This window comes from Thalassospira sp. MCCC 1A02491, from assembly GCF_001613785.1.
Classification (GTDB): domain Bacteria; phylum Pseudomonadota; class Alphaproteobacteria; order Rhodospirillales; family Thalassospiraceae; genus Thalassospira; species Thalassospira povalilytica.
Window position 1 is genome coordinate 1 of the sequence record NZ_LPVX01000006.1, and the last position, 23,556, is coordinate 23,556.

17 protein-coding genes are annotated in these 23,556 nt (G+C 50.4%); 3 read left to right on the forward strand and 14 right to left on the reverse strand.

What is annotated here, in order from left to right:
• The 7 genes from AUQ42_RS03670 to AUQ42_RS03700 all read right to left on the reverse strand — a co-directional run.
• The coding region (locus AUQ42_RS03670) for an aldehyde dehydrogenase (NADP(+)) (protein ID WP_068517666.1) at positions 1-1,186 on the reverse strand (1,186 nt) is incomplete at its 3' end.
• Between the two features lie 21 nt (positions 1,187-1,207).
• Positions 1,208-2,194 carry an AraD1 family protein gene (gene araD1 / locus AUQ42_RS03675; RefSeq protein WP_068517708.1) on the reverse strand — a complete coding sequence of 329 codons (987 nt, stop codon included), beginning with the start codon at positions 2,192-2,194 and terminating at the stop codon, positions 1,208-1,210.
• An 11-nt stretch (positions 2,195-2,205) separates the two neighbouring features.
• Positions 2,206-3,378: an L-rhamnonate dehydratase gene (locus tag AUQ42_RS03680; protein ID WP_068517711.1), complete on the reverse strand. Its 1,173-nt coding sequence runs from the start codon at positions 3,376-3,378 to the stop codon at positions 2,206-2,208.
• A 178-nt stretch (positions 3,379-3,556) separates the two neighbouring features.
• Positions 3,557-4,579: a 4-hydroxythreonine-4-phosphate dehydrogenase PdxA gene (locus tag AUQ42_RS03685; protein ID WP_068517667.1), complete on the reverse strand. Its 1,023-nt coding sequence runs from the start codon at positions 4,577-4,579 to the stop codon at positions 3,557-3,559.
• Positions 4,576-5,832 (reverse strand): TRAP transporter large permease, encoded by a 1,257-nt coding sequence (locus AUQ42_RS03690; protein ID WP_231856674.1) that lies wholly within the window; start codon positions 5,830-5,832, stop codon positions 4,576-4,578. The genes AUQ42_RS03685 and AUQ42_RS03690 overlap by 4 nt, the downstream gene beginning before the upstream one ends.
• A 26-nt stretch (positions 5,833-5,858) precedes the next feature.
• Positions 5,859-6,413, reverse strand: a complete 555-nt coding sequence (locus tag AUQ42_RS03695) for a TRAP transporter small permease (protein WP_068517669.1) — start codon at positions 6,411-6,413, stop codon at positions 5,859-5,861.
• 70 nt (positions 6,414-6,483) lie between these two features.
• Positions 6,484-7,482, reverse strand: a complete 999-nt coding sequence (locus AUQ42_RS03700; RefSeq protein WP_068517670.1) for a TRAP transporter substrate-binding protein — start codon at positions 7,480-7,482, stop codon at positions 6,484-6,486.
• 316 nt (positions 7,483-7,798) lie between these two features.
• Here AUQ42_RS03700 and AUQ42_RS03710 point away from each other — a divergent pair, with 316 nt between their 5' ends.
• A complete protein-coding gene (locus AUQ42_RS03710) occupies positions 7,799-8,557 on the forward strand; it encodes a GntR family transcriptional regulator (RefSeq protein WP_197460771.1) in 759 nt (252 codons plus the stop codon).
• A 393-nt stretch (positions 8,558-8,950) separates the two neighbouring features.
• On the opposite strand, the gene AUQ42_RS03715 is transcribed toward AUQ42_RS03710, so the two are convergent.
• Positions 8,951-9,505, reverse strand: a complete 555-nt coding sequence (locus AUQ42_RS03715; RefSeq protein ID WP_068517675.1) for a hypothetical protein — start codon at positions 9,503-9,505, stop codon at positions 8,951-8,953.
• A gap of 494 nt (positions 9,506-9,999) precedes the next feature.
• On the opposite strand from AUQ42_RS03715, the gene AUQ42_RS03720 reads away from it, so the two are divergent.
• Both AUQ42_RS03720 and AUQ42_RS03725 read left to right on the forward strand, forming a co-directional pair.
• Positions 10,000-10,725, forward strand: a complete 726-nt coding sequence (locus tag AUQ42_RS03720; protein ID WP_156480819.1) for a hypothetical protein — start codon at positions 10,000-10,002, stop codon at positions 10,723-10,725.
• Positions 10,718-11,641, forward strand: a complete 924-nt coding sequence (locus AUQ42_RS03725; RefSeq protein WP_068517678.1) for a Fic family protein — start codon at positions 10,718-10,720, stop codon at positions 11,639-11,641. The genes AUQ42_RS03720 and AUQ42_RS03725 overlap by 8 nt, the downstream gene beginning before the upstream one ends.
• A 123-nt stretch (positions 11,642-11,764) precedes the next feature.
• Here AUQ42_RS03725 and AUQ42_RS03730 read toward each other — a convergent pair whose 3' ends face one another.
• The 6 genes from AUQ42_RS03730 to AUQ42_RS03755 all read right to left on the reverse strand — a co-directional run bounded on the left by AUQ42_RS03730 (position 11,765) and on the right by AUQ42_RS03755 (position 23,383).
• A complete protein-coding gene (locus tag AUQ42_RS03730) occupies positions 11,765-12,955 on the reverse strand; it encodes a GIY-YIG nuclease family protein (protein ID WP_068517680.1) in 1,191 nt (396 codons plus the stop codon).
• On the reverse strand, positions 12,948-14,999 hold the full coding sequence (locus AUQ42_RS03735) for a DEAD/DEAH box helicase (protein ID WP_068517682.1): 2,052 nt from the start codon (positions 14,997-14,999) through the stop codon (positions 12,948-12,950). Before AUQ42_RS03735 ends, AUQ42_RS03730 begins: the two co-directional genes overlap by 8 nt.
• A 3-nt stretch (positions 15,000-15,002) precedes the next feature.
• A complete protein-coding gene (locus tag AUQ42_RS03740) occupies positions 15,003-15,953 on the reverse strand; it encodes a hypothetical protein (RefSeq protein ID WP_068517683.1) in 951 nt (316 codons plus the stop codon).
• Positions 15,950-18,700 (reverse strand): DNA methyltransferase, encoded by a 2,751-nt coding sequence (locus tag AUQ42_RS03745; protein WP_068517684.1) that lies wholly within the window; start codon positions 18,698-18,700, stop codon positions 15,950-15,952. The genes AUQ42_RS03740 and AUQ42_RS03745 overlap by 4 nt, the downstream gene beginning before the upstream one ends.
• A 1,571-nt stretch (positions 18,701-20,271) precedes the next feature.
• Positions 20,272-21,555, reverse strand: coding sequence for a Fic family protein (locus tag AUQ42_RS03750; protein ID WP_156480820.1), 1,284 nt, complete (start codon positions 21,553-21,555; stop codon positions 20,272-20,274).
• Between the two features lie 724 nt (positions 21,556-22,279).
• Complete coding sequence (locus tag AUQ42_RS03755) at positions 22,280-23,383, reverse strand: GSU2403 family nucleotidyltransferase fold protein (protein ID WP_068517687.1); 1,104 nt, start codon at positions 23,381-23,383, stop codon at positions 22,280-22,282.
• Between the last annotated feature and the right edge of the window lie 173 nt (positions 23,384-23,556).

Consider the following 23,556-nt stretch of genomic DNA (forward strand, 5'->3'; position numbering starts at 1 on the left):
GACCAAGCGGACCAAAGACTTCTTCGCCCAGTTCATGGTTCGAAAGCCAGTTTTCACCGGTGGTTTCAAACAGATACGGCGTCGCATTTCGCAAATCGCACGACGTGGTCAGGACTTCTTTCACGCCCGAGGTCGCTGCAACGCGCTTTGCCCCTGCGCGATAGGTTTCCGCCATGCCATCGGTCAGCATGGTTTGGGCCGATACCGTGGCGAGTTCTTCTTTGGCGGAGGCGACAAAGGCATCGGCATCCGGACCATCAATCACAACTGCAATCCCCGGATTGGTGCAGAACTGCCCCGCCCCCATGGTCAGCGACCCTACCCAGCCTTTGCCGAGTTCTGCGCCACGTGCGGCAACAGCCTTGGGCAGCAGGAACATCGGGTTGACCGAACCCAGTTCGCCAAAGAACGGGATCGGCTCCGGACGCGATGCGCACAGATCAAACAGCGCACGACCACCGCCAAGCGATCCGGTAAAGCCGACCGCCTTGATCAGCGGATGTTGCACCAGCGACTGACCGACATCACGTTTGCCACCCTGAATAAGGCTGAAGACGCCCGGATGGACACCGCATTTCTTGATCGCGGCATCAATGGCCTGGGCAACGATTTCACCCGTACCCGGATGGGCGGAATGGCCCTTGACCACGACCGGACAACCAGCAGCCAGTGCCGATGCGGTATCACCACCCGCAACAGAAAACGCCAGCGGGAAGTTTGACGCACCAAATACGGCAACCGGGCCAATCGGGCGCTGCATCAAACGCAGGTCAGGACGTGGAAGGGGTGCACGATCCGGAAGCGCTTCGTCATAACGACGATCAAGATAGGCCCCATCAAGGATATGGCTGGCGAACAAGCGAAGCTGACCAACGGTACGGCCGCGCTCACCCTGAAGGCGCGCTTCTGGAAGGCCGGTTTCCTGGGTTCCGATTTCTGTAATTTCATCGCCGCGCGCATCGATTTCATCAGCAATGGTATTGATGAATTTCGCGCGCTCTTCACGGGTCGAATAGCCGAACGTCCAAAACGCTTCTTCGGCAGCCTTGGCCGCCTGATCAACAAGGGCTGGCGTTCCAACCGGGAAGGTATTGGCCGGGCCGTGTGCCGGTTCAGACTTAAACGTTGCGTCACCAGCGACCCATTCGCCGGCAATCAGATGTTTGCCTGTCAGATTATAGGACATTGAATTCTCCGTTAGAATGGATCAGATGACCCGTACCTTGATCGGTTCTTCGGCTTGGACCGAAAGACGATTGCGTACCGGACGCCCGAACAATTCCGCCTGTATCTCAAACACGTCACCGTCACGGGTCTGAATGCCATCAGCAAAACTTAGCGTTGCGGTCCCGAAGAAATGCAGATGGATGTCACCAGACCGACGGAACAAATCATACTTGAAATGATGATATTCAAGATTGCCAATAGAATGGGACATGTTTTCTTCACCACTGACAAAGGCCTTTTCCCAAAGAACCTGATCGTCGCGATATACGCGTGAGACACCTTCGACATGACCTGGCAAATCACCAAGCAACAGCTCCGGCCCGATCGCGCAGGCGCGCAATTTGGAATGGGCAAGATACAGGTAATTTTGCCGTTCCATCACATGATCGGAGAACTCGTTGCCAATGACAAATCCGATGCGCACCGGTGTCCCGTCAGGATCATTGACATACACACCGGCAATTTCCGGTTCTTCACTGCCATCACGAGCAAAGGACGGGCTTGGGATGTCATCGCCGGGTGCTGCGATGATCGAGCCATCCCCTTTGTAAAACCATTCCGGCTGAACACCCTTTTCATCTGACATGGGCTTTCCGCCTTCAAGCCCCATACGGAACATCTTCATTGAGTCTGTTTCATCAGCTGCCTTGCTGGCGGCCAGATGCATATTGGCGCGTGCGGAAGCCGATCCCAGATGCGTAAGCCCGGTACCGGTCACCAGAAGATGCGCCGGATCTGGATGATCAATCGGACACAGCAGACGACCACTTTCAATGATCGCATCGTAGCTTTCGCGCGCCTCGTCGAGGCGGCATTCAGCCGCCTCGATCATGCTCATATCACCATTAATCGCTATGGCCGCAAGCTCGCGAACGGTTTCAACACCGGCCAATGGTGCGATGGTGTCACCATCTACAACCCCGACCCGACGTTTACCGTTTTCTGCTATGAATTGAACCAAACGCATATTCATCGCCCCTATTCAATGATCTCAAAATCGCCAAGCGCATCTTCGGCAATCTCAAGACCAAGGCCCGGAAGATTGTCATCAAGATCAATGAAACCGTTCTTTGGTACCGGATCACCTTTGAAGACGTAGTAGAACAGCTCGTTTCCGACCTCGACATCGAAGACCGGGAAGAATTCGGAAATCGGACAATTCAGGTTCGCCATGGTCAGGTGATAATTGTGCATCTGACCAGCATGCGGAACGACCGGCACCTGATAGGCTTCTGCCAGTGCGTTGATCTTCTGAGCTGCAGTGATGCCACCAACACGGTTGGTGTCATATTGAATGACGCTAAGTGCATTCATATCAAGCAAGGTCTTGAAACCAAAATTGGTGAATTCATGTTCACCGCCAGAAATCGGCACAATGTTCATGTTATTCAGCTCGGCATAACCCGCCAGGTCATCGGCAATGACCGGCTCTTCAAGCCAGCGAGGCTGGAATTCTGCCAGTTTTGGCAACATGCGTTTGGTATATTCCAGGTTCCAGCCCATGTAGCATTCCAGCATCAGATCACGGTCCGGACCGATGACTTCGCGAACGGTTTTGACCAGATCAAGGTTCTTGCGCATCCCCGCTGGACCGTCTTTTGGACCCCAGCCAAAGCGCATTTTGACCATATCGAAGCCCTGATCAACATAGCTTTGTGCTTCTTCAGCCAAGGCATCAATCGACTGTCCGTAAAGCTTGGAAGCATAGACCGAGATCTGTTCCTTGGTCCGCCCCCCCAGAAGCTTGAAGACAGGTTTTCCGGTTGCCTTGCCCATGATGTCCCAGATGGCAATATCGATCGCCGAAATTGCAACCATGCCCACGCCCTTACGGCCCCATGCATGGGTGCGGCGATACATTTTTTGCCACAGATATTCATTGTCAAACGGGTCTTCGCCAATCACGAGCGGCGCGAGATAGGTGTCAATGATCTGCTTGGTGATGGTCGGCGCCAGTGCTGCGTTACCGATCCCGACAAGACCGTTATCGGTTTCAATTTCGCAGATCAGCCATTCATGGAAGCGGAATGACCCCATGCTGTCGCCACGCTCGTAAAGCGCATCAGATGCATTGGTGCAGAAATTGGCCTGCGGAGCGACGGTTTTACCGTTCCAGCGCAGAACACGTGTGCGGATATTTTTGATTTTCATCACGATCATCCTTTCAGATGGTGTGCCCGCAAACCGGGCTTTTGGACAAAGCGGTAACGTTCACACAAGAAGCACTTCTTGCGCGGTCTCCGGATCGATCCACAATTTTGATAAGAACCCCACCCCTGACCGGGTGCGCAGGGAGAGCGCGACCCAATCAGGGACAAGCAATCAACTATCAGGCAGCAAGTCGGGCCTGTCGCCGGCTGCCCGCCATACGTGCGACAATTTCAAACGCCGCCAAGGTCGCCCCGACATTGGCCTTTCCAAGCCCGGAAATGTCATAAGCGGTTCCATGCGCCGGCGTTGCCACCGGGATGGGGAGCCCGCCCTGAACCGTCACACCGCGATCAAAGCCCAGCAGCTTGATCGCGATCTGCCCTTGGTCGTGATACATGGTGACAATGGCATCAAGCTCGCCCGCCTGCGCCTTCAGGAAAATGGTATCTGCCGGCCACGGACCTTCGGCAGGAAGACCAATACCTTGCGCCTTTTTCACAGCTGGCGCGATAATGTCGATCTCTTCACGACCGAAGTTACCACCATCACCCGCGTGCGGGTTAAGGGCGGCCACACCAACGCGTGGCTGCTCAACACCATTGGCTACAAGCGCATCGGCAATCAGACGAATGGAATCAACGATCCGGTCGACCGAGATGTTTTCAACAACACGGGCAAGGGCAATGTGGCTCGTCACACGACTGGTCCACATGCCTTCCATGGTGTTGAACTCACATATCGGGCCATCATGGCCAATATGCTCAGCCATATAATGAAGCTCATCCTCATGCCCCATGCCGCCGCGGATCATGGCTTCCTTGTTGAACGGCATAAACAAGATGCCATCGACTTTTTCGTCACGCGCCAGATCCAAGGCGACGTCAAGTGTGCGAAGAGATGCAGCCCCCGCCTTGGGATCGACAACACCCGGATTGATCTGATCCCCATCAAAATAGCTGGTTTCGATATAGGGATACGCATCCTTGGGCCAGCTTGCCGGGAGACTCTCAATGGCTAACAGCTCGATATCCAGTCCTGAGTCCTTGCGACCGCGATCAATCAGGCATTTGTCGCCAATCACCACGACATCTGCTTTTTCACGGATGTCGCTCTGCGACAGCAGGCGCAACAGCAATTCAGGACCAATCCCGTTGGCGTCACCGGGGATTACCGCCAAACGCGGTTTTACATTAACAGTCATCTATAGAAGATCTCCACAAGCGTCATGGGAATGAATGGCAGGTAGGTAACCGCCATCAGCACGGCAAAAAGCACGCCAATGAACGGCACATTGACCTTGGTCGTGTCCCAGATATCGGTTTTGGCAATCGAACAGGATGTCACCAGAACACTGGCGACCGGCGGGGTCTGCTGGCCGATTGCAAGATTAAGGGTAAGAATGATGCCAAAATGAACCGGGTCGATGCCGACCTGCTGGATCAGCGGCAAAACGATGGGCACCACAAGAATGATCGCGGCAGCGCCATGCAAAATGCAGCCAAGTACCAGCAACAAGACGTTGAGCAACATCAGAACCACAAACGGATCATTGGTAAATCCGGTTATCGCCTCTGCCAGCATCTGCGGCAGGCCTTCTTCTGTCAGATAAAGACCAAGCACGGCCGAAGTCGCCACCAGCAGCATCACGGTTGCCGTCTGATTGATTCCTTCGCGCAGCGCATCAAGGAACATCGGAAAGTTCAGTTCGCGATAGATGAAAGCACCGATCACAACAGCTGCGACAACAGCAAGGCCTGCACCCTCGGTCGCGGTGACCAAGCCACCAAAGATGCCACCAAGGATGATAAATGGCAGGGTCAGCGCCCAAGCAGCCTCGCGGAAGGTTTTGCGAACGCGGACCAGATCAAATCGCTCATCGCGCGGGATGTCATATTTGACGGCGAAATAATAGCTGACACACATCAGCCCGAACGCCCCCAAAAGACCCGGCACGACGCCTGCTACGAACAACTGAACGATCGAAGTATCGGAAAGCGCCCCGTAGAGGATCATGGGGATCGACGGCGGGATGATAATGGCAAGCGAAGCAGATGACGACGTTACAGCTGCGGCAAACGTGCCTTTATATCCCTTGCGCTTCATGCCCGGGATCAGGACAGAACCGGTTGCCGCCACATCAGCCACCGCAGAACCGGATATCTCGGCAAAGAACAGCGACACACCGATATTGACCATCGCAAGGCCGCCACGCATGAACCCGATCAAGGCAGAAACAAACTCGATCAGACGGCGCGAGATGGACGAGGTATTCATCAATGCACCGGCCAGGATAAAGAGCGGGATCGCAATCAGCGGGAAGCTTGTTGCGCCGTCAAACAAGGCGAGTGCTGCATTATAGAAGCCCGGAATGCCATGCAGGGAATAGACGCCGACCAGTGCAGCAGCACCGATCGAAACGGCAATCGGAACCCCCATGAAAACTAGGAAAAACATTAAAGGAAGAATGACTGAAACGGCCATCATGCTGCCCTTTCATTGATCGGCGCGTCAGACTTTTGCGCCTTGGCAATCTCGTGGTTCATTTCTTCGGTTTCGACATCAAGCGCCGTCACCATGCGATGCCATGCCTCTGGCAGGCTCAACAATTGACCAATGACGAACAAGGCACAGCCGATCGGGATCACCGATTGGGTGAATTGCAAACCGACCCAAGGCAGCGAAACAAGAGTCTCACCGCCCATGATCTGCAGAACAAACCAGCCCGCCCATGCCATGGCGGCAAACATCGCAATCACGATGGCCTCGCCAATCAGAAACACGACCTTGCGCAAGGTCAGCGGCAGCGCAAGAAGAACGCCCGAAAAACTCAGGTGGGATCGGCGCACTGCCGCAAGGGCAGCACCGTAATAGGTAATCCAGGCCAACATCACCGAAGCGACTTCGTCGTACCAGACCAGTGAGTTGCCCGAGTAACGGAACACCACTGCCAGAATCACGATCAGCGCCAACGCGGTGATCAATGTCATGGTGAAGACTTCAAGGATACGCCGGAACAGAACAGCTGCGAACTGCATCGCGTTCTCTCCTATCGGAAACAAATTCGAAAGAGCGGGGCAATCCGTGGGAAGATTGCCCCGATCCGGTTTAGTTTGCAGTAGCGAGTGCGGCGTCGACCAAGGCCTGACCACCGTCAATTTCAGAAGCAAACTTTGCGTAGATCGGTTTGGATGCCTCAACGAACGCTGCACGGTCAGCAGTGTTCACTTCCATTCCGCCGGCGATTAGCTCATCCAAAAGCGCCTTGTCGGCTTTCGCACCGGCATCACGCGACCAAAGTGCCACTTCGCGTGCGGTATTGACCAGAATGTCACGAATTTCCGGGTCCATATCGTTATAGGCTGCAACAGACATGGTCGGGTATGACGGCGAATAGATATGACCGGAAAGGGTCAGGTATTTCTGAACTTCGTTAAGCTTGGCCGCCTCGATATTGGTCAGCGGGTTTTCCTGACCATCGATCACACCCGTCTGAAGACCAACGAACACTTCCGAAAAGGCCATCGGGGTCGGGTTTGCACCATAGCTCGAGAACATGGCAACACGCCATTCGGACTGCGGCGTGCGCAGTTTGATGCCATCAAGGTCAGACGGCACACTGATCGGGCGCACATTATTGGTGATCTGACGGAAACCGTTTTCCCAAAGCGCAAGGATCTTGTACCCGGCTTCTTCAGCCTGCGGCGCAACGGTTGGCCAGAAGACCGACTCTTCGATCTTTGCCAGTTGATCACGATCCTTCACGAGGAATGGTAGGTCAAACAAGGCGAATTTGTCTGCAACAGTCGGCATCGTCGAGGATGGCAGCGTGATCTGAACGGTGCCAAGTTTAAGACGCTGCATCAGCTCTTTGTCTTTGCCAAGCTGGGCTGAGTCAAAAAGCTTCACGGTTGCCTTGTCACCGAGACGTTCATTTGCAAGGCGGGTAAACTCGGCCGCGGTGTTGGCCTGAAGCGATCCATGTTCTGCGCTGATAGCAAAGACGATCTCATCTGCAGCATTTGCCACAGTCATAGCAGAAACAGACGCGATACTGCCGAAGGTTACGGCAGCGACAAATTTACGGATACGACCTGCGTGGGTCATGTATTCCTCCCGATCTATGTGTAATTCGCTGTTCACCGGTAGCTGGGAACGCACGATCTTTGCCGCGCTTGATTTTGGTATACCATATTGAAGACACCGAAAGTCAACACAAAATCAAATTTCGCAAGAAACACCATCTCAAATGCCAATTTTACTAGTTGTTTTTCAACAGCATACACCGAAATTTTTTTCTCTAAACTAAGCCTTGAGGCCCCCAAAATGGTATACCATCTATTTTGGTATACCATTTTTGGCTTGCCCTTTTAGCGGTGTAACCGTATCTTGAGTGGAATAACGACATGCAGGGAAGAACGGTTTGAGTAACATCATTCTGAATGCCGGATCCGAAACGGATCACGATATCGACGAACAAATCGTCGAAACGCCTATTGCGACAATATCCGAAGATAGCGACCTGCCGCTGGCACAGCAGGCGGCAAATGTTCTGCGCGACATGATTGTGCAGGACATAATCCCGCCCGGCAAACCGATACGTGAGCGTACGCTAGCACAACAACTAAATGTGTCGCGAACCCCGCTGCGCGAAGCGCTACGCATTCTTGCGGTCGACGGCCTTGTTGAACTTCTTCCATCTCGCGGGGCGATAGCAGCAAACCCCAGCCCAGAGGATGTAAAGCACATGCTTGAGTTCTTGGGAGGCATTGAAGGACTTGCCGGTGAACTTGCCTGCAAGAGGGCAACCGATAAAGAAATCGATGAGATTCGTGCCCTGCACTATGAAATGCTTGCCGCCTTCTCACGTAAGGACCGCCTTGCATATTTCAAACTGAACCAACGCATTCACCGCGCACTCGTTCTGGCTTCCGGCAATCCGCTACTGATTGAAACACATGAACGCATGAATGCCAGGCTATACCGCATCCGGTACCGCTCAAACATGCGCAATACAAAATGGCCAACCGCCATTAGCGAACACGAACAGATTCTCAAAGCCATTGAAGATCGTGACGCATCCAAGCTCAACAACTTGCTACGCAACCACCTTGGCAGCACTTGGACCAAGGTCAGCGAGGACGGGCAGGTCGGAGCCACCGAGAATCATCACAACGACTAACCAGAGAAAACCAGAGACCGGCACTGCTGGAACTGGCTCCCGCGCAAGCGGGGGCCTTTTTTTGGCCAGTTAAACCAACACCCACACAAGCGACCGAAACGACAAGCATGCGCAGCGAAAAGGCGACTAGAGGAAAAGCGATGATGCCCCCGGGGAGAATCGAACTCCCACTCACTAGTTGAAACAGATTTTGAGTTAAAACCAGTCTATCGGCAAAGCCGGAGCTCACAAAACACTCGACTTTAATTTCACTCTTTTAACCAATTATCTGATGATTCCTGCAGTCTGGTCTGACATCCTGCAAGGCTGACACAATTCAAGCACATGATAGCTCCTTCAAACCAACTTGGAATCAGCCAAACGGTTCTCTCAGAGGTCTTTGAATCTAAATGCTTAGACACCAAGCCGTTCTTTCAAGATTTGCTGCGCGAGACGGGTTTCTCGCGCAGCTCCAGTCCTGATCGCATCAACCAGTGCCAAACACTGATAAAGAAACGCGTCTCGCTGAACTGCCACCGGAATCGATTTGAACAATGGCTCGATAGCCTGCCCTTTAACTTCGCCCTTCGCATGAGGCCAGACGAATGGATATTCCATCTGAGACAGCAACCGTCCTTGCAGCATAGGCGCATGAAAAGATGTTGGTAAACCGCGTACAAGTGGTCCCGGGTGCACCGGGAAAACATACTTTAACCCGCTAAACATGAAGTCACACAGCGCACGACGATTTGCGGCCGGGCGACCAGATTGAAGATCTTTCTGCGCAAGGCCGGAATACAAACTTCTGTTGAGCGAAAGACTGATCTCCGACTTGCTGATTTCCAAAGAGTTTGCCAACCCCCTGATAGAGACTACATCGTCATCGTTTGATCCACCTCTCTCGTGACGCTGCCCTTCGTTGTGCAGACTGATTAGCTTCAATAATACGACGATATCTTGGCCTTTCATAAATGCCCCCAAACAACATCCGTCCTGTGTCCATGGACTATGGACAAATCTACAACTACAGGTCAAGACGTGACGTTTGGAGCACTGCCAATCGCCCTCTAATCAATACATTCATGAATAGAGGTACAAGTCTCGTGGCCCTAAAGAACACAAAAAAAATCTCGCACAGTTCTGCAAGAGACGCTGAAACCCAAGGCTTTCAAGCAAACCTATGCCTCGTTGCTTGAATTAGAAATAATGTGGTGAGCGATAAAACAGCACCGAGAACGACAAAATCAGGCTCTGAACCAAGCGGTGATTAAAGGTACCGTTCATGACGAGGCACGCCGTAAGAATAAGGCCTAAGCTCGGCACTTAGGACGTCGACTTTTCAGCACCTGCTCACTCTGTACTCCAAGAGCAATAGACTATGGTGCGCTTGGGCTTGGGCTTGGGCTTGGGCTTGGGCTTGGGCTTGGCACATTGATCATACTCAGACAGAATATCAAAACTCAGTGACCTCGAACGCGTCTGCATCAAGAAAAGTAGCTGGTAAGTATAAAATGCAATTCATATACACACCAAACGATCCACCTTTCTCGACAGAAACGGCTCGAGATCAAGGCAAGAAAAGTAGCTTTGGAAAGAAGACAAGTTCCAATCCCAAAGAGCACAAAATCAAGATGGAACGTGCCTTGCGTGAAATGGCACTAGGTGAGTACACAGCAAAAGCTGCATGGCAACTTATCAGATCCTCTCTGCACACAGACGGCTTACTATTTGTCAAAGACATCATCGATGCTTTGTTTAACGTCGCAATCCACCATCATGTATCGACGGCAAACATCGATGAAACCAGAGAATGGTATGACATTTCTTGGAAGATTGCCGGCTTCATTGATGAAGACTTACCACGAGAAGCTGGACGCTTGGAGGCGATTGGCGACATACTGCGTACAAAGGCAAAAATCGCTGAAAGCTCGGTCTCGGCCGAAGAAGCAATGCAGCAAAAGTACGTGCCTCAAATATTGAGTATTACCTCGTACCATGGCAACAAGGCCCAGAGGAAATTCATAGCCAAAGAGCTGAACATAACGGAACAAATTCTTTCACGTATATTTCTCACCATGCAAGATGCTGGACTCATCGTCCGTGAACAATACGGTGACGATGCAATCTTCTCATTGACTGAACTTGGTGAAAAATTCGTACAGCAGACCAAAAGCAGCACGAATGGATAATAAGGTCGTGACGTCTCACCAAAATGATTCTCAGCTACAGAGAGACGACAATGAACCGGTTGCACTTTTTGACCCTCTAAAAGTCTCAGAGAACTCAATGCGCAATCCAATACTCATGGAACTTGCTCGAGAACTAACTGAGCTCTCAAGATCGATGATCATTGAGTCAAAAGTCGGCGCAAACAAATTAGCAACCATTGCACAGGTCGATGAAATCCATTTCACTAACCTCATAGAAGGCCATGCAATCCAGCATGAACGGATCGAACGCATTGTGGCGGAGTTTCAGGTTTCGACCAGCCACCAGTGCGCAGACGAAGTACTAGTGACGAATTACCTAACGGCAGTGCACTGGGTCGATAACCAACCTCCAGATTTCGACCTGCTTGACGAACACTCCTTACTCTCAGTTCACAGAGCATTGTTTGCACATCCAAGCAAAGACGACGCCTCGTTCGGTGACTTTGCAGCGGGAACCTTCAGGGAAGTAAACGTGATTGTTGGCGAACATGTACCGATAAGTTCAGGTGCAATCCCGCGCTTCATTTCCCGTCTATCTGATGCCTACAAAAGAGGTAGTCCCATAGAAAAACTGCTCAACGCGGTATACGCCCATCATCGACTAGTTTGGGTACATCCATTTGTCGACGGCAACGGCCGGGTTGCCAGGTTCTTGACCAAGAAGATGCTCGAACAGGTTTTGCCTGCAGCCCGATACTGGTCGCTTTCCAAAGAGCTTTACACACATAAACAAGATTATCTTCGGCATCTCGCATCCTGCGACAAGCCAAGACAAGGCGACCGGGACGGTAGAGGAAATTTGAGCGAAGGAGCTCTGGCAGACTTCACAGAGTTCGTGCTGAAATTGTGCATCGGCAAAACAAAGGAAACGATCGAGAAACTGAAAGCACGCTGACAGTGCGGGAACTTTTCTTCCACCACCTGGACGGGGTGAGGAGGCATGTATTCCCACGACACTGAAGTGTGTCGAGAGCGGTTCCCCCTTTTTAGCACCCCTAATCCGGTCAAGATAGCCCCTTCACCCGCGTCTTACCAAGGAAGCCTTGTTCGGGTCGTAAACATAGTCGGCAATAGAGCCATCTTTGATCTTCTCGACAGCTTCCTCGATCACAAACAACGGAACAAGGAACCATTCACGCGGAACAACTGGCCTTCCAAAGCGGTCCTGAACCTCAATTTCAAGCCGGGCTGGCTCAAAGATGCGATGAATCAGGTTTTCCAGCTTCGTGCGATTAATATTGAATAGTTCATATGTCGCAACGATCTCGACATCCGCCATCAGGAAGGTCGGTTGAAGTCGCGCACCCGCTATACGCTTCTCAACACTCATATTCGTGACGCCAATCTTGTGCACCAAGTCGCGGTTTTCCGCGACAAGCGGATGCTCCGACCCGCTCCTCAGCACATAAATGGTCCCGCTCGCTTCATCGCCATCAATCGTTTGGTCTGCAAATAGCGGTCCCGCGGTAAGCTCGGTTATACGCCGCCCTGCTTCATCCTTGTTAAGCGCTCGCTGAAGCGAGCGCAACAGCATGTTGCTCTCAGTACCGTTGTCAAAGATCACCCGCAACCGGGCATCTGTGCGCCCCTGTTCAGTAAGCATTGTTTCGCCTCTTTCGGCCACAAACGCTTTCTGACCACCGACGATGAAAAAGCGACCTTGCTCAATTTCGGCCTTCATTTCGAACGGGCGAGTTTCGCGCAAGCCGGTATCAAGCTCCTTTTGAACCTGCTCAAAAACCGGCTTGAATCTATCGAAATCTTCGCAACGGTCTCGATTTGCAACTTCTTCTGCTGCGCGTCGCTCTGCCGTCGAACGCACATGTCGAAGTTCTGTAATCGACGGCGTTTCTGCATCAACCCCAAGCTCCGCAAGAAGTGCATCATCATCAAGATCGTCGTTTGAAGCTGCGTCCACAGCAGCACCATCGCCCAGAAGCCCCTGATGATCTATCTCCTCAACCAATGCACGCGCATCTTCCTGCTCTCGGATACGATCAAGACGGACCGCATAAAGGCGTTCAAATATATCGCGGTCTTCACCGTGTTGCGGAGGTCGGCCGTGCTCATCAACAAACCTCTGGATTTCCTCAAAGCCGGCAATAATGCGTTCTTCACGCGGTGTTCGACTTGGGGCTTTCTTAGCTTCAACCTCAACACCAAGCTCGGCAAGTAGAGCATCGTCGTCGTCAGTAAACGTCTTACCCATTGGACGCTTCCTGTTTCATACGAGCCAAAAATGCCACGCCTTCTGCCATGCGCTTTTCCCAAGCATCTGGCGATGTGATAGACGGAAGCCGCCCACGCTCCTGCTTGAATTTCAGTGCACGCTTGGCCAAATCTCGTGCCTCTTCTGGCGTGAGTTGAACTTTCTTTGCTGAAATCACAGCGGCAACTTGCTTCAAACTTTCTTCACTCATCGCCTTGGCAAGGATCGCATAGGCCTCACTGAACGGGTTGATACGATCAATCAGGTCAATATCAAGCTCGCGAACATCCATCGCAAACTTTCGCACCCCCTGAATCAGTGCATTATTTCCTACCTTATCAGCGACACCAGTCTCTAGTGCCGCCTCCTTAGCCTTCTGTGTAAGGTTAAGAGCTGCGATCGCATGCTGACGAACAGCTTCCTGATCATGATCGTCGAGTTCAGGATATCGATCTTTAATGATCTTACCCATTCGCACCTGGGTCAGTTCTTCTGGCACCAGCTCTTCATCAAAAAGCCCGCGCTCGACTGTTGGCTTATCCTGAACAAAGGTGGCGATCACTTCATTCAAGTCTTCCTGACAAATCCGTTCACCTTCTTTAGTCTTCGGCGTTACCAGCCCCTTGATCTCAATCTGGAACTGCCCGGTATCTTCATTAAAACCCACATTACAGGTGTTTTGATCGTATCCACCTTCGCCGTAGTCATACCCCTCTTGCGGGCCGCTCGACGTTGACTTCGGGGTGAAATTGAAGCGAGGTGCAAGCACCTGCTCCATTAACAAGCTGGCAGCAATCGCCTTGAGCGTGTCATTCACTGCCTCTGTCACCGCCTCTTCGGAGGCATCCGGTTCGGCAATTAGGTTGGTAAAGCGCGCACGCGTTTTGCCTTTCGCATCGCGTGTCGCACGGCCAATAATCTGCACGATTTCGGTCAAGCTCGATCGATAGCCAACTGTCAAGGCGTGTTCGCACCAAATCCAGTCAAACCCCTCCTTGGCCATACCAAGGGCAATGATCATATCCACATGATCACGGTTGTTCTTCTGGGTGGGGTCTTTGAGTGCGGCTGAAACCCGGTCGCGCTTAGACGGATCATCATCCACAAGATCAGCGATCCGCAATACGCGACCGCCACTCGTTTTGACAAGCTGAAAGCCCGTAACCGGATCAGTACCCTGCCATTCGCCAAGTTCTTCGATGATGTGCTCGACTTCCCGAACTTTGTCCTTGGTGCTTTCTCGCGAGTTTACAGACGGGATATGGATGATCGTCTTTTCCGCTGGGTCAAGCACGTTCAGAATGTCATCGGCATAAGCACCGGTATAAAAGAAATACCCGATATCAAGGGCCTTCAGGTATTTGTAGCCGTTGAGTTGTTCATAATAGGTATACGTAACCGTATCAAATTTCGCCTCGTCATGAGGCATCAATACGGGTTCAGCATCGCCTCTGAAATAACTGCCGGTCATCGCAACCACATGCACTTTATCGCGGGCGATCAATTCGGCAAGGTGCGCACCAAGCTTGTTATCCGGATTGGCAGATACATGATGAAATTCATCGATCGCTATCAAACAGTCATCAAAGGCTTCTATACCAAACCTCTCTACAGCGAAGCGGAATGTCGCATGGGTCGCGACCAAGACACGGTCATCACTGTTAAGAAACGTCTTCACCGCACCAACTTTGCCCTCGTCCCCCCCCGGAGCGTTACAAAGGTTCCATTTCGGTACAACCTGCCAATCCGTCCAAAACCCGAACTTCGATAGCGGCTCATCAGCAAAGCTGGAACCGATCGACTTTTCCGGAACAGTGATGATGGCCTTGCGAAGCCCCTGATTATGCAGTTTGTCGAGCGCAATGAACATCAGCGCCCGGCTTTTGCCCGAGGCAGGCGGTGATTTAATCAGCAGATACTGCTCACCCCGTTTCTCATAGGCACGTTCCTGCATCGGGCGCATTCCCATTTCATTTGACTTGGTGGAGCTGCCATTCTGTGCATAAGTTACAGAGACGCTAGGAACACTCACGTCATTAGCCAAAACCTAATCCTCCCAACTCACAAGCGCGTATTGCTGTATTCCATACTGCTGAAGCAAGTGGTCGCCCCACGCAAACCAATTTCCGACAAAGTCATCATCTTTTTCGTCAAAGCGCAATTCATCCGGCACTGCGGCTTCAGTGGCTTTAATCAGCTCATACAGCTCTTGATTTGCCTGATTAGGTTGAATCTTATTTCCATCTTCAGTGAAACCTTCACAAACCACCGAGAGAAACTTCGCGAAACTCATTACCCCTTCAGGAAGAGATTGGGGGGAGTGGAAACAAAGGTCGGTTCCTGATTCAGTAAAGCTGTAACGATGCTTGGCGCTTGTAACATCTACGTGTGGCGGAACAGTTATGTGCTCCGCAAGGACAGGAATTCGCTCAAAATGATTTACCGTACGCCCATGATGCAGAAGAATTTTTTCCAGTGACCAAGGATTGCCTTTCCAAAAGCCCCGCCATAATAACAAACCAGCCCAATGCAGATTGGACCGGTACGCGGCTCGATCTAAAAATAAAGGACATACGTAAGCGGCCTCTCCGATCCCTCTGTTACGAAGCCTCCTGCGCAACTTAAATAAAATATTGTGCTGAAAATCGTGGTGATGATCTTTTTTAGCGCGCAGGTCGAAATAGAGCGCACGAGGAGACACACCAAGTTTTAGATTCTTTCTATCTTTGATAATCCCGGCAGTGCTGAAGTCGGGATATGCAGACGGTCTTTTGAATTGCATGTAGAATGGTCGAAATCCACTAATTCGACTATGCAACCGCGCATCAGCCCCAAGCCATCGCTCTTTGTCTCGCGAGAAAGGTTCAATTGTAAAACGAAGGCTCGGAAAACTCATTGCTGTCAAAAAAGATTCTAGTGCGAAACCAACAACATCCTCCGTAAAGTTGGCGTCGATACGCAGGGCGCGCTTTCTCCGTGAAGAAGCCACACTAGTCATGCTACCCCCTGCTTGGTCATCTTGGTGTAGAGCTCAAAGAGCTTTTCAAGGCGTTCGGTGTCGTTCCGGAAGCGGCGCCCGATGTAGATGCGCTCAAGGGTTTCGTCGTTTCGATCATGAGCCGAGCGCAAGTCTTCGGGCATCTGGCTTTCGCCGTCTTTAACTTCATAGAGATCGGTGATGGTCGCGGGAAAATGCGCCTCACGCGCCAGAAGGATGTCTTCGGCGCAGCAGGTCAGGTCTTCTTTGTTTTTCTCAGTCAGCTTAGGAAGGGGAAAAGTGTTCCAGCCAAGAGTGTTTGCATAGCGATAGTCGTTCTTCATCCTCCCGCAAACTGTAGCTATCCAAGCAAGATGACAACGGCTTACCAAAACCGAAAATATCAATAGGTGTTCACGTTCTGAGAAAAATGCGTTGTCATTCGCTATTGTCCCCCGTGGAAGTAAGTCCGTCGCCAGATATTCCCTGTTTTCTGATGTCGTTCTAGACACGGCGACCGAACGTTCCTCTCCAGTAGAGCTAACAAGCTCGTACCTATGAGGTGTATTAGAAAGGACTGACCTCGTAGTCTCCTTTGTGCTGTTCAGTCGGGCTTCTTTTACCGCCAGTATTCTTTGGTTTATCTCAGGAATAGCTCGAGCTTCGGCAAGCTGGTCGTCGGAGATTAGTAGCGCGAATCTTACCATACCTTTAGAAATTTCTTGAGCTCCCACATAGCGACGCAGGTATTGCTTTGCAGCAGGATGTTCACTGAACATCTGCCTTGCATCTGATGCTGAAAGTACAAGGTTTCCGCCACAATTCGGTATGCTTCCACGTATCAGATCAGGAAGCTGATGAATGGGCTTCCTTCTGTCTGACACAATATCAACATTGGCTGTAGTCAAATATGGGCTAATGAAATTAGTTGCCGTGCAGATATCATCCTTAAACAGGTATCTTTGTACTGTTGCTTCGGTGTCCACACCAACGATCACAACGATTACACCTGCATTGTTTTTCGCAAGGTTTTTCCAGAGAAACGAAGTGTGGGCGAAGCGAATTTTGGTTTCACCTGTCAGAAATGGTTTCCAAAATTTCGGAACCATTTGGCCTTGGCACATTGAGTTCGTGCTAACGAATGCGAAGCGACAAGGCTGATGCTCATTGTATTGCTTGGCCTTAAAGTACCAACCCGCAACATAATCCACAGAAGAAGCAGAAAAGTTGGTTGAGCTAAAAAGGAACTTCAGATCTTCTTTCTGCTCAGCTTTCTGTTTTGTAAGGCCCGAAAATGGAGGGTTCCCACAAATGTAGGTCTCCCCTCCTTCGTTCTCGAAGTCTATCTGTGACTGATCGAGCGGCGACATGAAGAGATCATCAGCATGATGTTTCGCGCCTGTTCCTATGGGAGGACAGATACTCAGCCAGTCAAGACGCAGGGCGTTGCCGCAGGTAATCCAGTTCTTGGCATCAAGCGGCAAGAACTCCGCCAACGCTTCCTTCTGACCGCGATAGAGCACGTCGCACTGATATTCGGCAATGATAAGCGCCAAGCGCGCGATTTCGGCAGGGAAGTCTCGCAGCTCGATCCCGCGAAAATTCGTCAGCGGGATTTCGGTGCGACGATCGGCATCCCCGCACCGCTTGTTTATTTCGGCCTCAATGGCGCGCATTTCCTTGTATGCGATGACAAGGAAGTTGCCCGACCCACAGGCAGGATCGAAAACCCTAATCCTCGCCATGCGGTTACGCAGGTTACGGAGCTTGCGGGTGTTGTCACCCGCCTCGTCCAGCTTCTCGCGCAAATCGTCAAGGAAAAGCGGATTCAGTACTTTCAGGATGTTGGGCACACTGGTGTAGTGCATACCGAGTGCACCACGTTCCTCGTCATCGGCAACGGCCTGGATCATTGACCCAAAGATATCAGGATTAATCTGCTTCCAGTCTAGGTTACCGATATGCAGAAGGTAAGATCTTGCGATTCTGGAAAAGCGCGGAACCTCTGTACTGCCTGAGAACAAGCCACCATTCACATAAGGGAAGCCATCAACCCAGCGCGGCAGATTTGCTTTCGCCTTATCCTCGGTCTTGGTGTTCATCGCCCGGAAAATCTCGCCAATCACCTCGTGGGTGTTGGACGAATCACTGGCACTCATCCGCTCGACCGTCAGCGTAAAGCCATAGTTCGGATGCAAGATATCTGTGTCCTCGGCAAAGAAGCAGAAGATCAGACGCGCCATGAAATGGTTCATGTCGTGGCGGCGTTCGGCAGTCCCCCATTCAGGGTTATCTTTTAGAAGCTCGACATACAGGCGATTAAGGCGCCCCGTTGCCTTGATGTCAAATGCACTTTCCCTGATTTGCTTGACGGTCGAAATACCCGCAAGCGGCAGGAAAAACCCGAAATGATCCGGGAAATCAGGATAACGACAGACAACAACTTCGCCACTATTGAGATCTTCGGCCTGAAACTCTGTACCATCAGTGGCAAGAATGAATTTCGCCTTTGCACGCTTGGTCGCACTGCTTTCCCGAAGCGCTGTCATGGCTTCCGTTACGCGACCAGCATCACAAGTTTTGATGTGAATGTTGCTGGTCTGAAGGACACCGCCTAAATCGGATTTGTTCGAGCTTCCTGAACGCAGACGCTTGATCGTTGTCGCTTTATTTCCGAATGCTTCAAGGAAGGCAAAGGGGAATTCTTCGCTGTCATAAGGCTCTGCCGCAAGTGCGGAAATAGCTTCTTCGATCTCAACAGCGTTCATTATTAATTCCCCCTAAGTTTCTTTTCTTTCGCACATTCTGGACGGAGAAACTTTACCCGATGTCCGAAAGCAATGGCCTGCCCATAACCGCCACAGCAACAGTGTTAACCCTCTCCGAGGCACAAGACTCGTTCAACTTGAGTTCTACCAAATCCAAATCCTGTTTGTCCCACCTCTTTATGCATCTAAAATTGCCAAGCCATGCAAGCATAACCGGGAATTTATCAACCTCGAGAAAGATGGTCTTTCACTCGCCCCTTTCATCAACCGTCAGCAACATCTTAGAGAAAATCTCATGCACTGAAGTCTCCTGCGGCGCTACAAACTGGCTCACAAAACCTAAAACTAGGCCCGGATCCAAAAACAGCAAATTTATCAACCGCAAAATTTTCAGCGTTCACTGATCGCGCTGGAAAATGGTGGTACTCAAGAGCACATAAGTTCAGTTACCAGCGATTTATAAAAATGCCGAATTTCAATAACCACGATTTTTAACCTAAGGGCGCAATACCGCAAACTTGTTGCAAACAGTAAAATTGACCTACCAAATTTGGATAAAATTCAGTGCACCACATAGTTCTCTTCGAGCTCTATTCTTAGAAATTCAAAAAGCCTGATCTTCAACGAAGCTTCTGGAATTTGGAAACGAGGAAACTTCCTCGCGGAATGCAGAGACGTTAAGAGCAAAATTCGCATTCTGGCCCATTCATTTTCCAGGAAATCAGAACCGAGAATTCATTCCCAAACTCTCTTGAAAATCATGTGGACATACCATGCAAGAAATTGATCTTCAGCGAAATTCTAGCGCTTCATAGGACACTATAATTTCTTCAAAAACTGCAAATCTTAAGAATTGAAGAGAGTGCCGCTTGAGGGAAAATTAAAAATTTCTCGAATATGAAACCTGATGCATTTGAGAAATACGGCAAAACAGGTTAAGACCCGTTTCAAGCAGGAATTTGCAGTCTTCGTATAATTTCAGGGCTCCCTTTTTCGTCTACATTATTCACTTTCCTAACCGAGAATTTCAGAGCCGAAGGCCTCGGGATCAGATCATGAACCAAAAATTTCTAAGCCAAATTGTTTACCGATAGTGATAGACAACTTGAAAAATTTCGAAGGAAAACTCGTTTGGAAGAATTGAACTTTCTTCCATGTTCGACAAATTTCTCCGCGAATGAAAACACTCCATTTTCAGAGAATTCATAGTCGGGTTCAGATGCCAAAAAAAGTTCTGAGATCGGCGAACTCACCTCGAACCAAAATTTGCATTTCAGCAGAAATTCTACCCCAACCAAAATCGAGAAACGATTTCCCAAATCCGACATAACACAACATTTCCAATAAATGCATTTGGCTTGCTCGAACATACAAACTGAGACGAACTATGCATTCTTGGGCTGTCGTTTCTAGACCCAATGCACCTTTGACAGCGTCTCAGGTTTTATAACCGGGATGAAAAATTCACCGTCACCCCTTGATCTGAGAAACGGAGAAACAGCAGTACGCATACCCTTAGAATTGATTTAACGGTGCAGCCAAATGCGTATCACCAGAACTCTGAAAACCAATCAGTTATCTCCAATTTCCAGCAACTCTCTAGCTTCAGCAATCGCGTCTTGTACTGAGGCCCCGTACTCACGAGAAAGTACTGCTAAGACCTCTTCTGCAGCATAGATACGATTTCGCTTGTTTGTATTTCTCTGTCGCAAGACCCCTTTTTCAACCAGTGCAGCAATCGCGTTATTGGCTGCGGGATAACTACAATTCAGTTGTTGCTGAAGGAGGTTGGGCGTCACGATCGGAAATTCGACCAAGATATCCAAAGCTCGCTGAGCTGAAGATTTTGCGCGCGGTTTAACGCGATCCATCCACAACCCAGGAAGCAGTTGCAGGGCTTCCCGCGTCTTGTGTTCTTCGCCTTCACACGCAATGACCGCCTCAGCAATGTAGTTGGTCAACGGCCCATAGCTCAGTTGCTTTTGGGCATCCTGCAGCGCGCCGTAGTATTGTTCCTTATTAGCTTCAATGTAATCGGATAAATAGAGTGGGACGATGCCTTCCGCTGCCATATGCAAAACAAGCAGTATTCGGCCTACTCGGCCATTACCATCGCTGAAGGGATGCACCGCCTCAAAGTGCGCATGCCCAATGGCCATACGCATAATGAGGCTTGGCCCTTGGCCCACATGCCCCATAGCAGCCAGAATGTCGTCACGATACCATGTCAGGGTTTCTTCAAGGCATTCCGTTACAAACTCTGGGGGAGGAGGATTGAAGATTGAATTCTCAACCTTCCCATTGCCACCAATAAAAACAAGGCCGCGCGGATGATCTGGTGCCCTCAATGCTCCCGCCTTACCGGTGAACATCGGGTCCTTGGACATGATAGCTTCATGAAGTTTTCTCACCAGAGAAACGTCAAAGGCGGCCACGCCAGCTTTCTCAACACTGTCCAAACCGTGCGATATTGCGTTTGCATATCCACGAACAGACGCAGAAGCAGAGCGTTTGATATCTCGATCATCAGCTTCAGAAGGCGGCGTTAGTACCTCATCCAGTGTTGACCAGGTTCCTTCCATACGAGACGAGGTTAGAGCCTCTCTTCGCGCAAATAGATATGACATTACGCGCCCAATCCGGTCGATGTCCTTCAGACGGGTGCGCCCCATCAAAATTTCATTCGCCTTGGCCAAAAGCCTGACATCACAACCAGACTGAATGATCCTAGGTGGAGCTGGTGGGCGAACAAACCACGTATTGCGGTAACGCTCATCAGTAGCACGGCAAACACCGGACTTAAGGTCACGGGTGTATTCGCGTCTTAGCTCGGCACATAACTGGTCGCGGCGCATCCTGTAACCTTTAACAAAGAAACTATTATTAAAGGTTATTGTATTAATCTTTAATAACAAAATCCATATTAAAGGTTATTTTTCCAACTTAAGCGGAGGATTCTCAGCTTTGCTCTGAATTTAACACCCCGCTTTCAACAAAATTTCGTCTTTCACGCGCGAACGGCAAAAACCTTAATAAGCCAATTATTTCAGATACTTATTAAAAATTCAGCACAGAGAAAGCTATCATAAATCTAAAAAATCATGGATATTCAATGGCTTATTAAAAAACCGACACAATTGAAAATCGACATTCAATCATTTCGGTTTTTTATTAATACATTGAAAAACATAAGGAAATTAGTGCGAACTTTGCCTGAAAATCCTGCAAAAACAGCCAAATTTTGAGCTAGACCCGCAAAAAACTTGGGGCAACCCGCAAATAACTTGGTTTTGCCCCGCAAATAACTTGGTTTTACCCCGCAAATAACTTGGTTTTGCCCCGCAAATAACTTGGACTTACCCCACTTATCATACTGATTTATATATATAATCTAGGCCTGCGAATATATGGAACTCTTGGAACAAGAGTGAACATATTCTTAAGAACATCCCGAGGCGCCTTCGCGGCGCGACTATTTTGAAGATATTTTCCGATCACTGTTTGGCTTTTGAAACATTCGAGCTCAAATAGCTCTCAGCCAGACTTGAAAGAAACCAATCATTGAAAGGCACCCATGGCTCACGACAAGAATTCTTCACTCATCAAACTAACCAGATCTGCATCTCTGCACACCGCATCTTTCAACCTTTTCCTCCATGCCGCCCCCCGCTCCATGGCGTCCTCCCAAGCCAGCTTTAGCTCCGGCTTCCGGGTCTTCATGCAGACCTCAATCAGAAGCTTTGCTTGGCGACGGTCCTTTGCAGCCTTTTCTGCAGCATTTGGATGTCGGCGCGTCGCAACGATGAGTTTATGCAGTGCAAAGCGCTCTGGCGCTGGTATGCGAACCAGAAACCCGGAATCTTGCAGCACACAGACTTGGACGGTATCTGCGAGTAGAAAATTCAAGAAATGCAAAGATTGCGCGTCCACCGAAAAGGCCGGCAATTTGACCAACCCTTCGCTTGCATCAAACGAGGGCGCCAAAAACTCAACCGAATGCTCTCTGTCAGAACTCATAACCCATCGCCAACAACGCTCGGGCTCAAGGCCCATAGCTGGGGCATAGCCTAGTTGCTCTAAAATCGCAGGGACAGAAACCTGCCCCAACTCCGATATCTCTCCAGACAACCTCTGAAAGGCCGCAATATCCACGTCTCTGGTAAAGTCCGCATATCCTGAATCGAATCTTATCCCCAATAAAACTTCGTAGAGCCGAAACGCGTGGGTTCCAACCAGCACACCTCCCATACGAAACACACCATGCTTCGCAAGTGTTGCAAGAAGCGCTCCTGTTTCTTGCTCGACAGGAAGAAACGAAACCCTCTTGAGCTGAGCGAGTATCTCCTCGCGCCGCGCTTCAAGGGCGGCGGCACTGATTTCACCTGAACGCAACCGTTCGAGCCTTCTGAGCAATACCGGTGTCTCGTGTCCAACATACCCCGACACAGACGCTTGGCCGGCTTCTGTCCCAGCAACCAGGTGCCTGTTACCACCTATCGTTTTGATCTGCAGATCGTTCGAGAAGCCAACCAACTCTTCACAGGCCAACACGTCGATGAGTTCTGTAATCAGGTCGGCTATTTCCTCGGGAAGCTTCTGAAAGCCCATAGTCAATTGCTCACGGATGAAAAAGGTCTCTGTCCTCTTGGCAAGCTTAAACGAGTTTGGGAGGTGAACAACCATTCAGCGAGTTACCACTCAAACGTTTTCTTGAGTGGTAAGTGCATCACTCAAAAACTGCCTATAGGGCTTCTGCCTCAGCTTCACCAAGCAGAGCTGCGCAAAAGCTAAAACGGACCGCTAAAACGAAGACTGAAGTTTTTTAGTCTCTGAGCTTTCAGGGATTGGACGTGTTC

What these genes read in the sequence shown, in the direction of transcription:
- araD1 (WP_068517708.1), bottom strand. Translation starts at nt 2,194, where the DNA reads ATGCGTTTGGTTCAATTCATAGCAGAAAACGGTAAACGTCGGGTCGGG.
- AUQ42_RS03680 (WP_068517711.1), bottom strand. Translation starts at nt 3,378, where the DNA reads ATGAAAATCAAAAATATCCGCACACGTGTTCTGCGCTGGAACGGTAAA.
- AUQ42_RS03685 (WP_068517667.1), bottom strand. Translation starts at nt 4,579, where the DNA reads ATGACTGTTAATGTAAAACCGCGTTTGGCGGTAATCCCCGGTGACGCC.
- AUQ42_RS03690 (WP_231856674.1), bottom strand. Translation starts at nt 5,832, where the DNA reads ATGTTTTTCCTAGTTTTCATGGGGGTTCCGATTGCCGTTTCGATCGGT.
- AUQ42_RS03695 (WP_068517669.1), bottom strand. Translation starts at nt 6,413, where the DNA reads ATGCAGTTCGCAGCTGTTCTGTTCCGGCGTATCCTTGAAGTCTTCACC.
- AUQ42_RS03700 (WP_068517670.1), bottom strand. Translation starts at nt 7,482, where the DNA reads ATGACCCACGCAGGTCGTATCCGTAAATTTGTCGCTGCCGTAACCTTC.
- AUQ42_RS03715 (WP_068517675.1), bottom strand. Translation starts at nt 9,505, where the DNA reads ATGAAAGGCCAAGATATCGTCGTATTATTGAAGCTAATCAGTCTGCAC.
- AUQ42_RS03725 (WP_068517678.1), top strand. Translation starts at nt 10,718, where the DNA reads ATGGATAATAAGGTCGTGACGTCTCACCAAAATGATTCTCAGCTACAG.
- AUQ42_RS03730 (WP_068517680.1), bottom strand. Translation starts at nt 12,955, where the DNA reads ATGGGTAAGACGTTTACTGACGACGACGATGCTCTACTTGCCGAGCTT.
- AUQ42_RS03740 (WP_068517683.1), bottom strand. Translation starts at nt 15,953, where the DNA reads ATGACTAGTGTGGCTTCTTCACGGAGAAAGCGCGCCCTGCGTATCGAC.
- AUQ42_RS03745 (WP_068517684.1), bottom strand. Translation starts at nt 18,700, where the DNA reads ATGAACGCTGTTGAGATCGAAGAAGCTATTTCCGCACTTGCGGCAGAG.
- AUQ42_RS03750 (WP_156480820.1), bottom strand. Translation starts at nt 21,555, where the DNA reads ATGCGCCGCGACCAGTTATGTGCCGAGCTAAGACGCGAATACACCCGT.
- AUQ42_RS03755 (WP_068517687.1), bottom strand. Translation starts at nt 23,383, where the DNA reads ATGGTTGTTCACCTCCCAAACTCGTTTAAGCTTGCCAAGAGGACAGAG.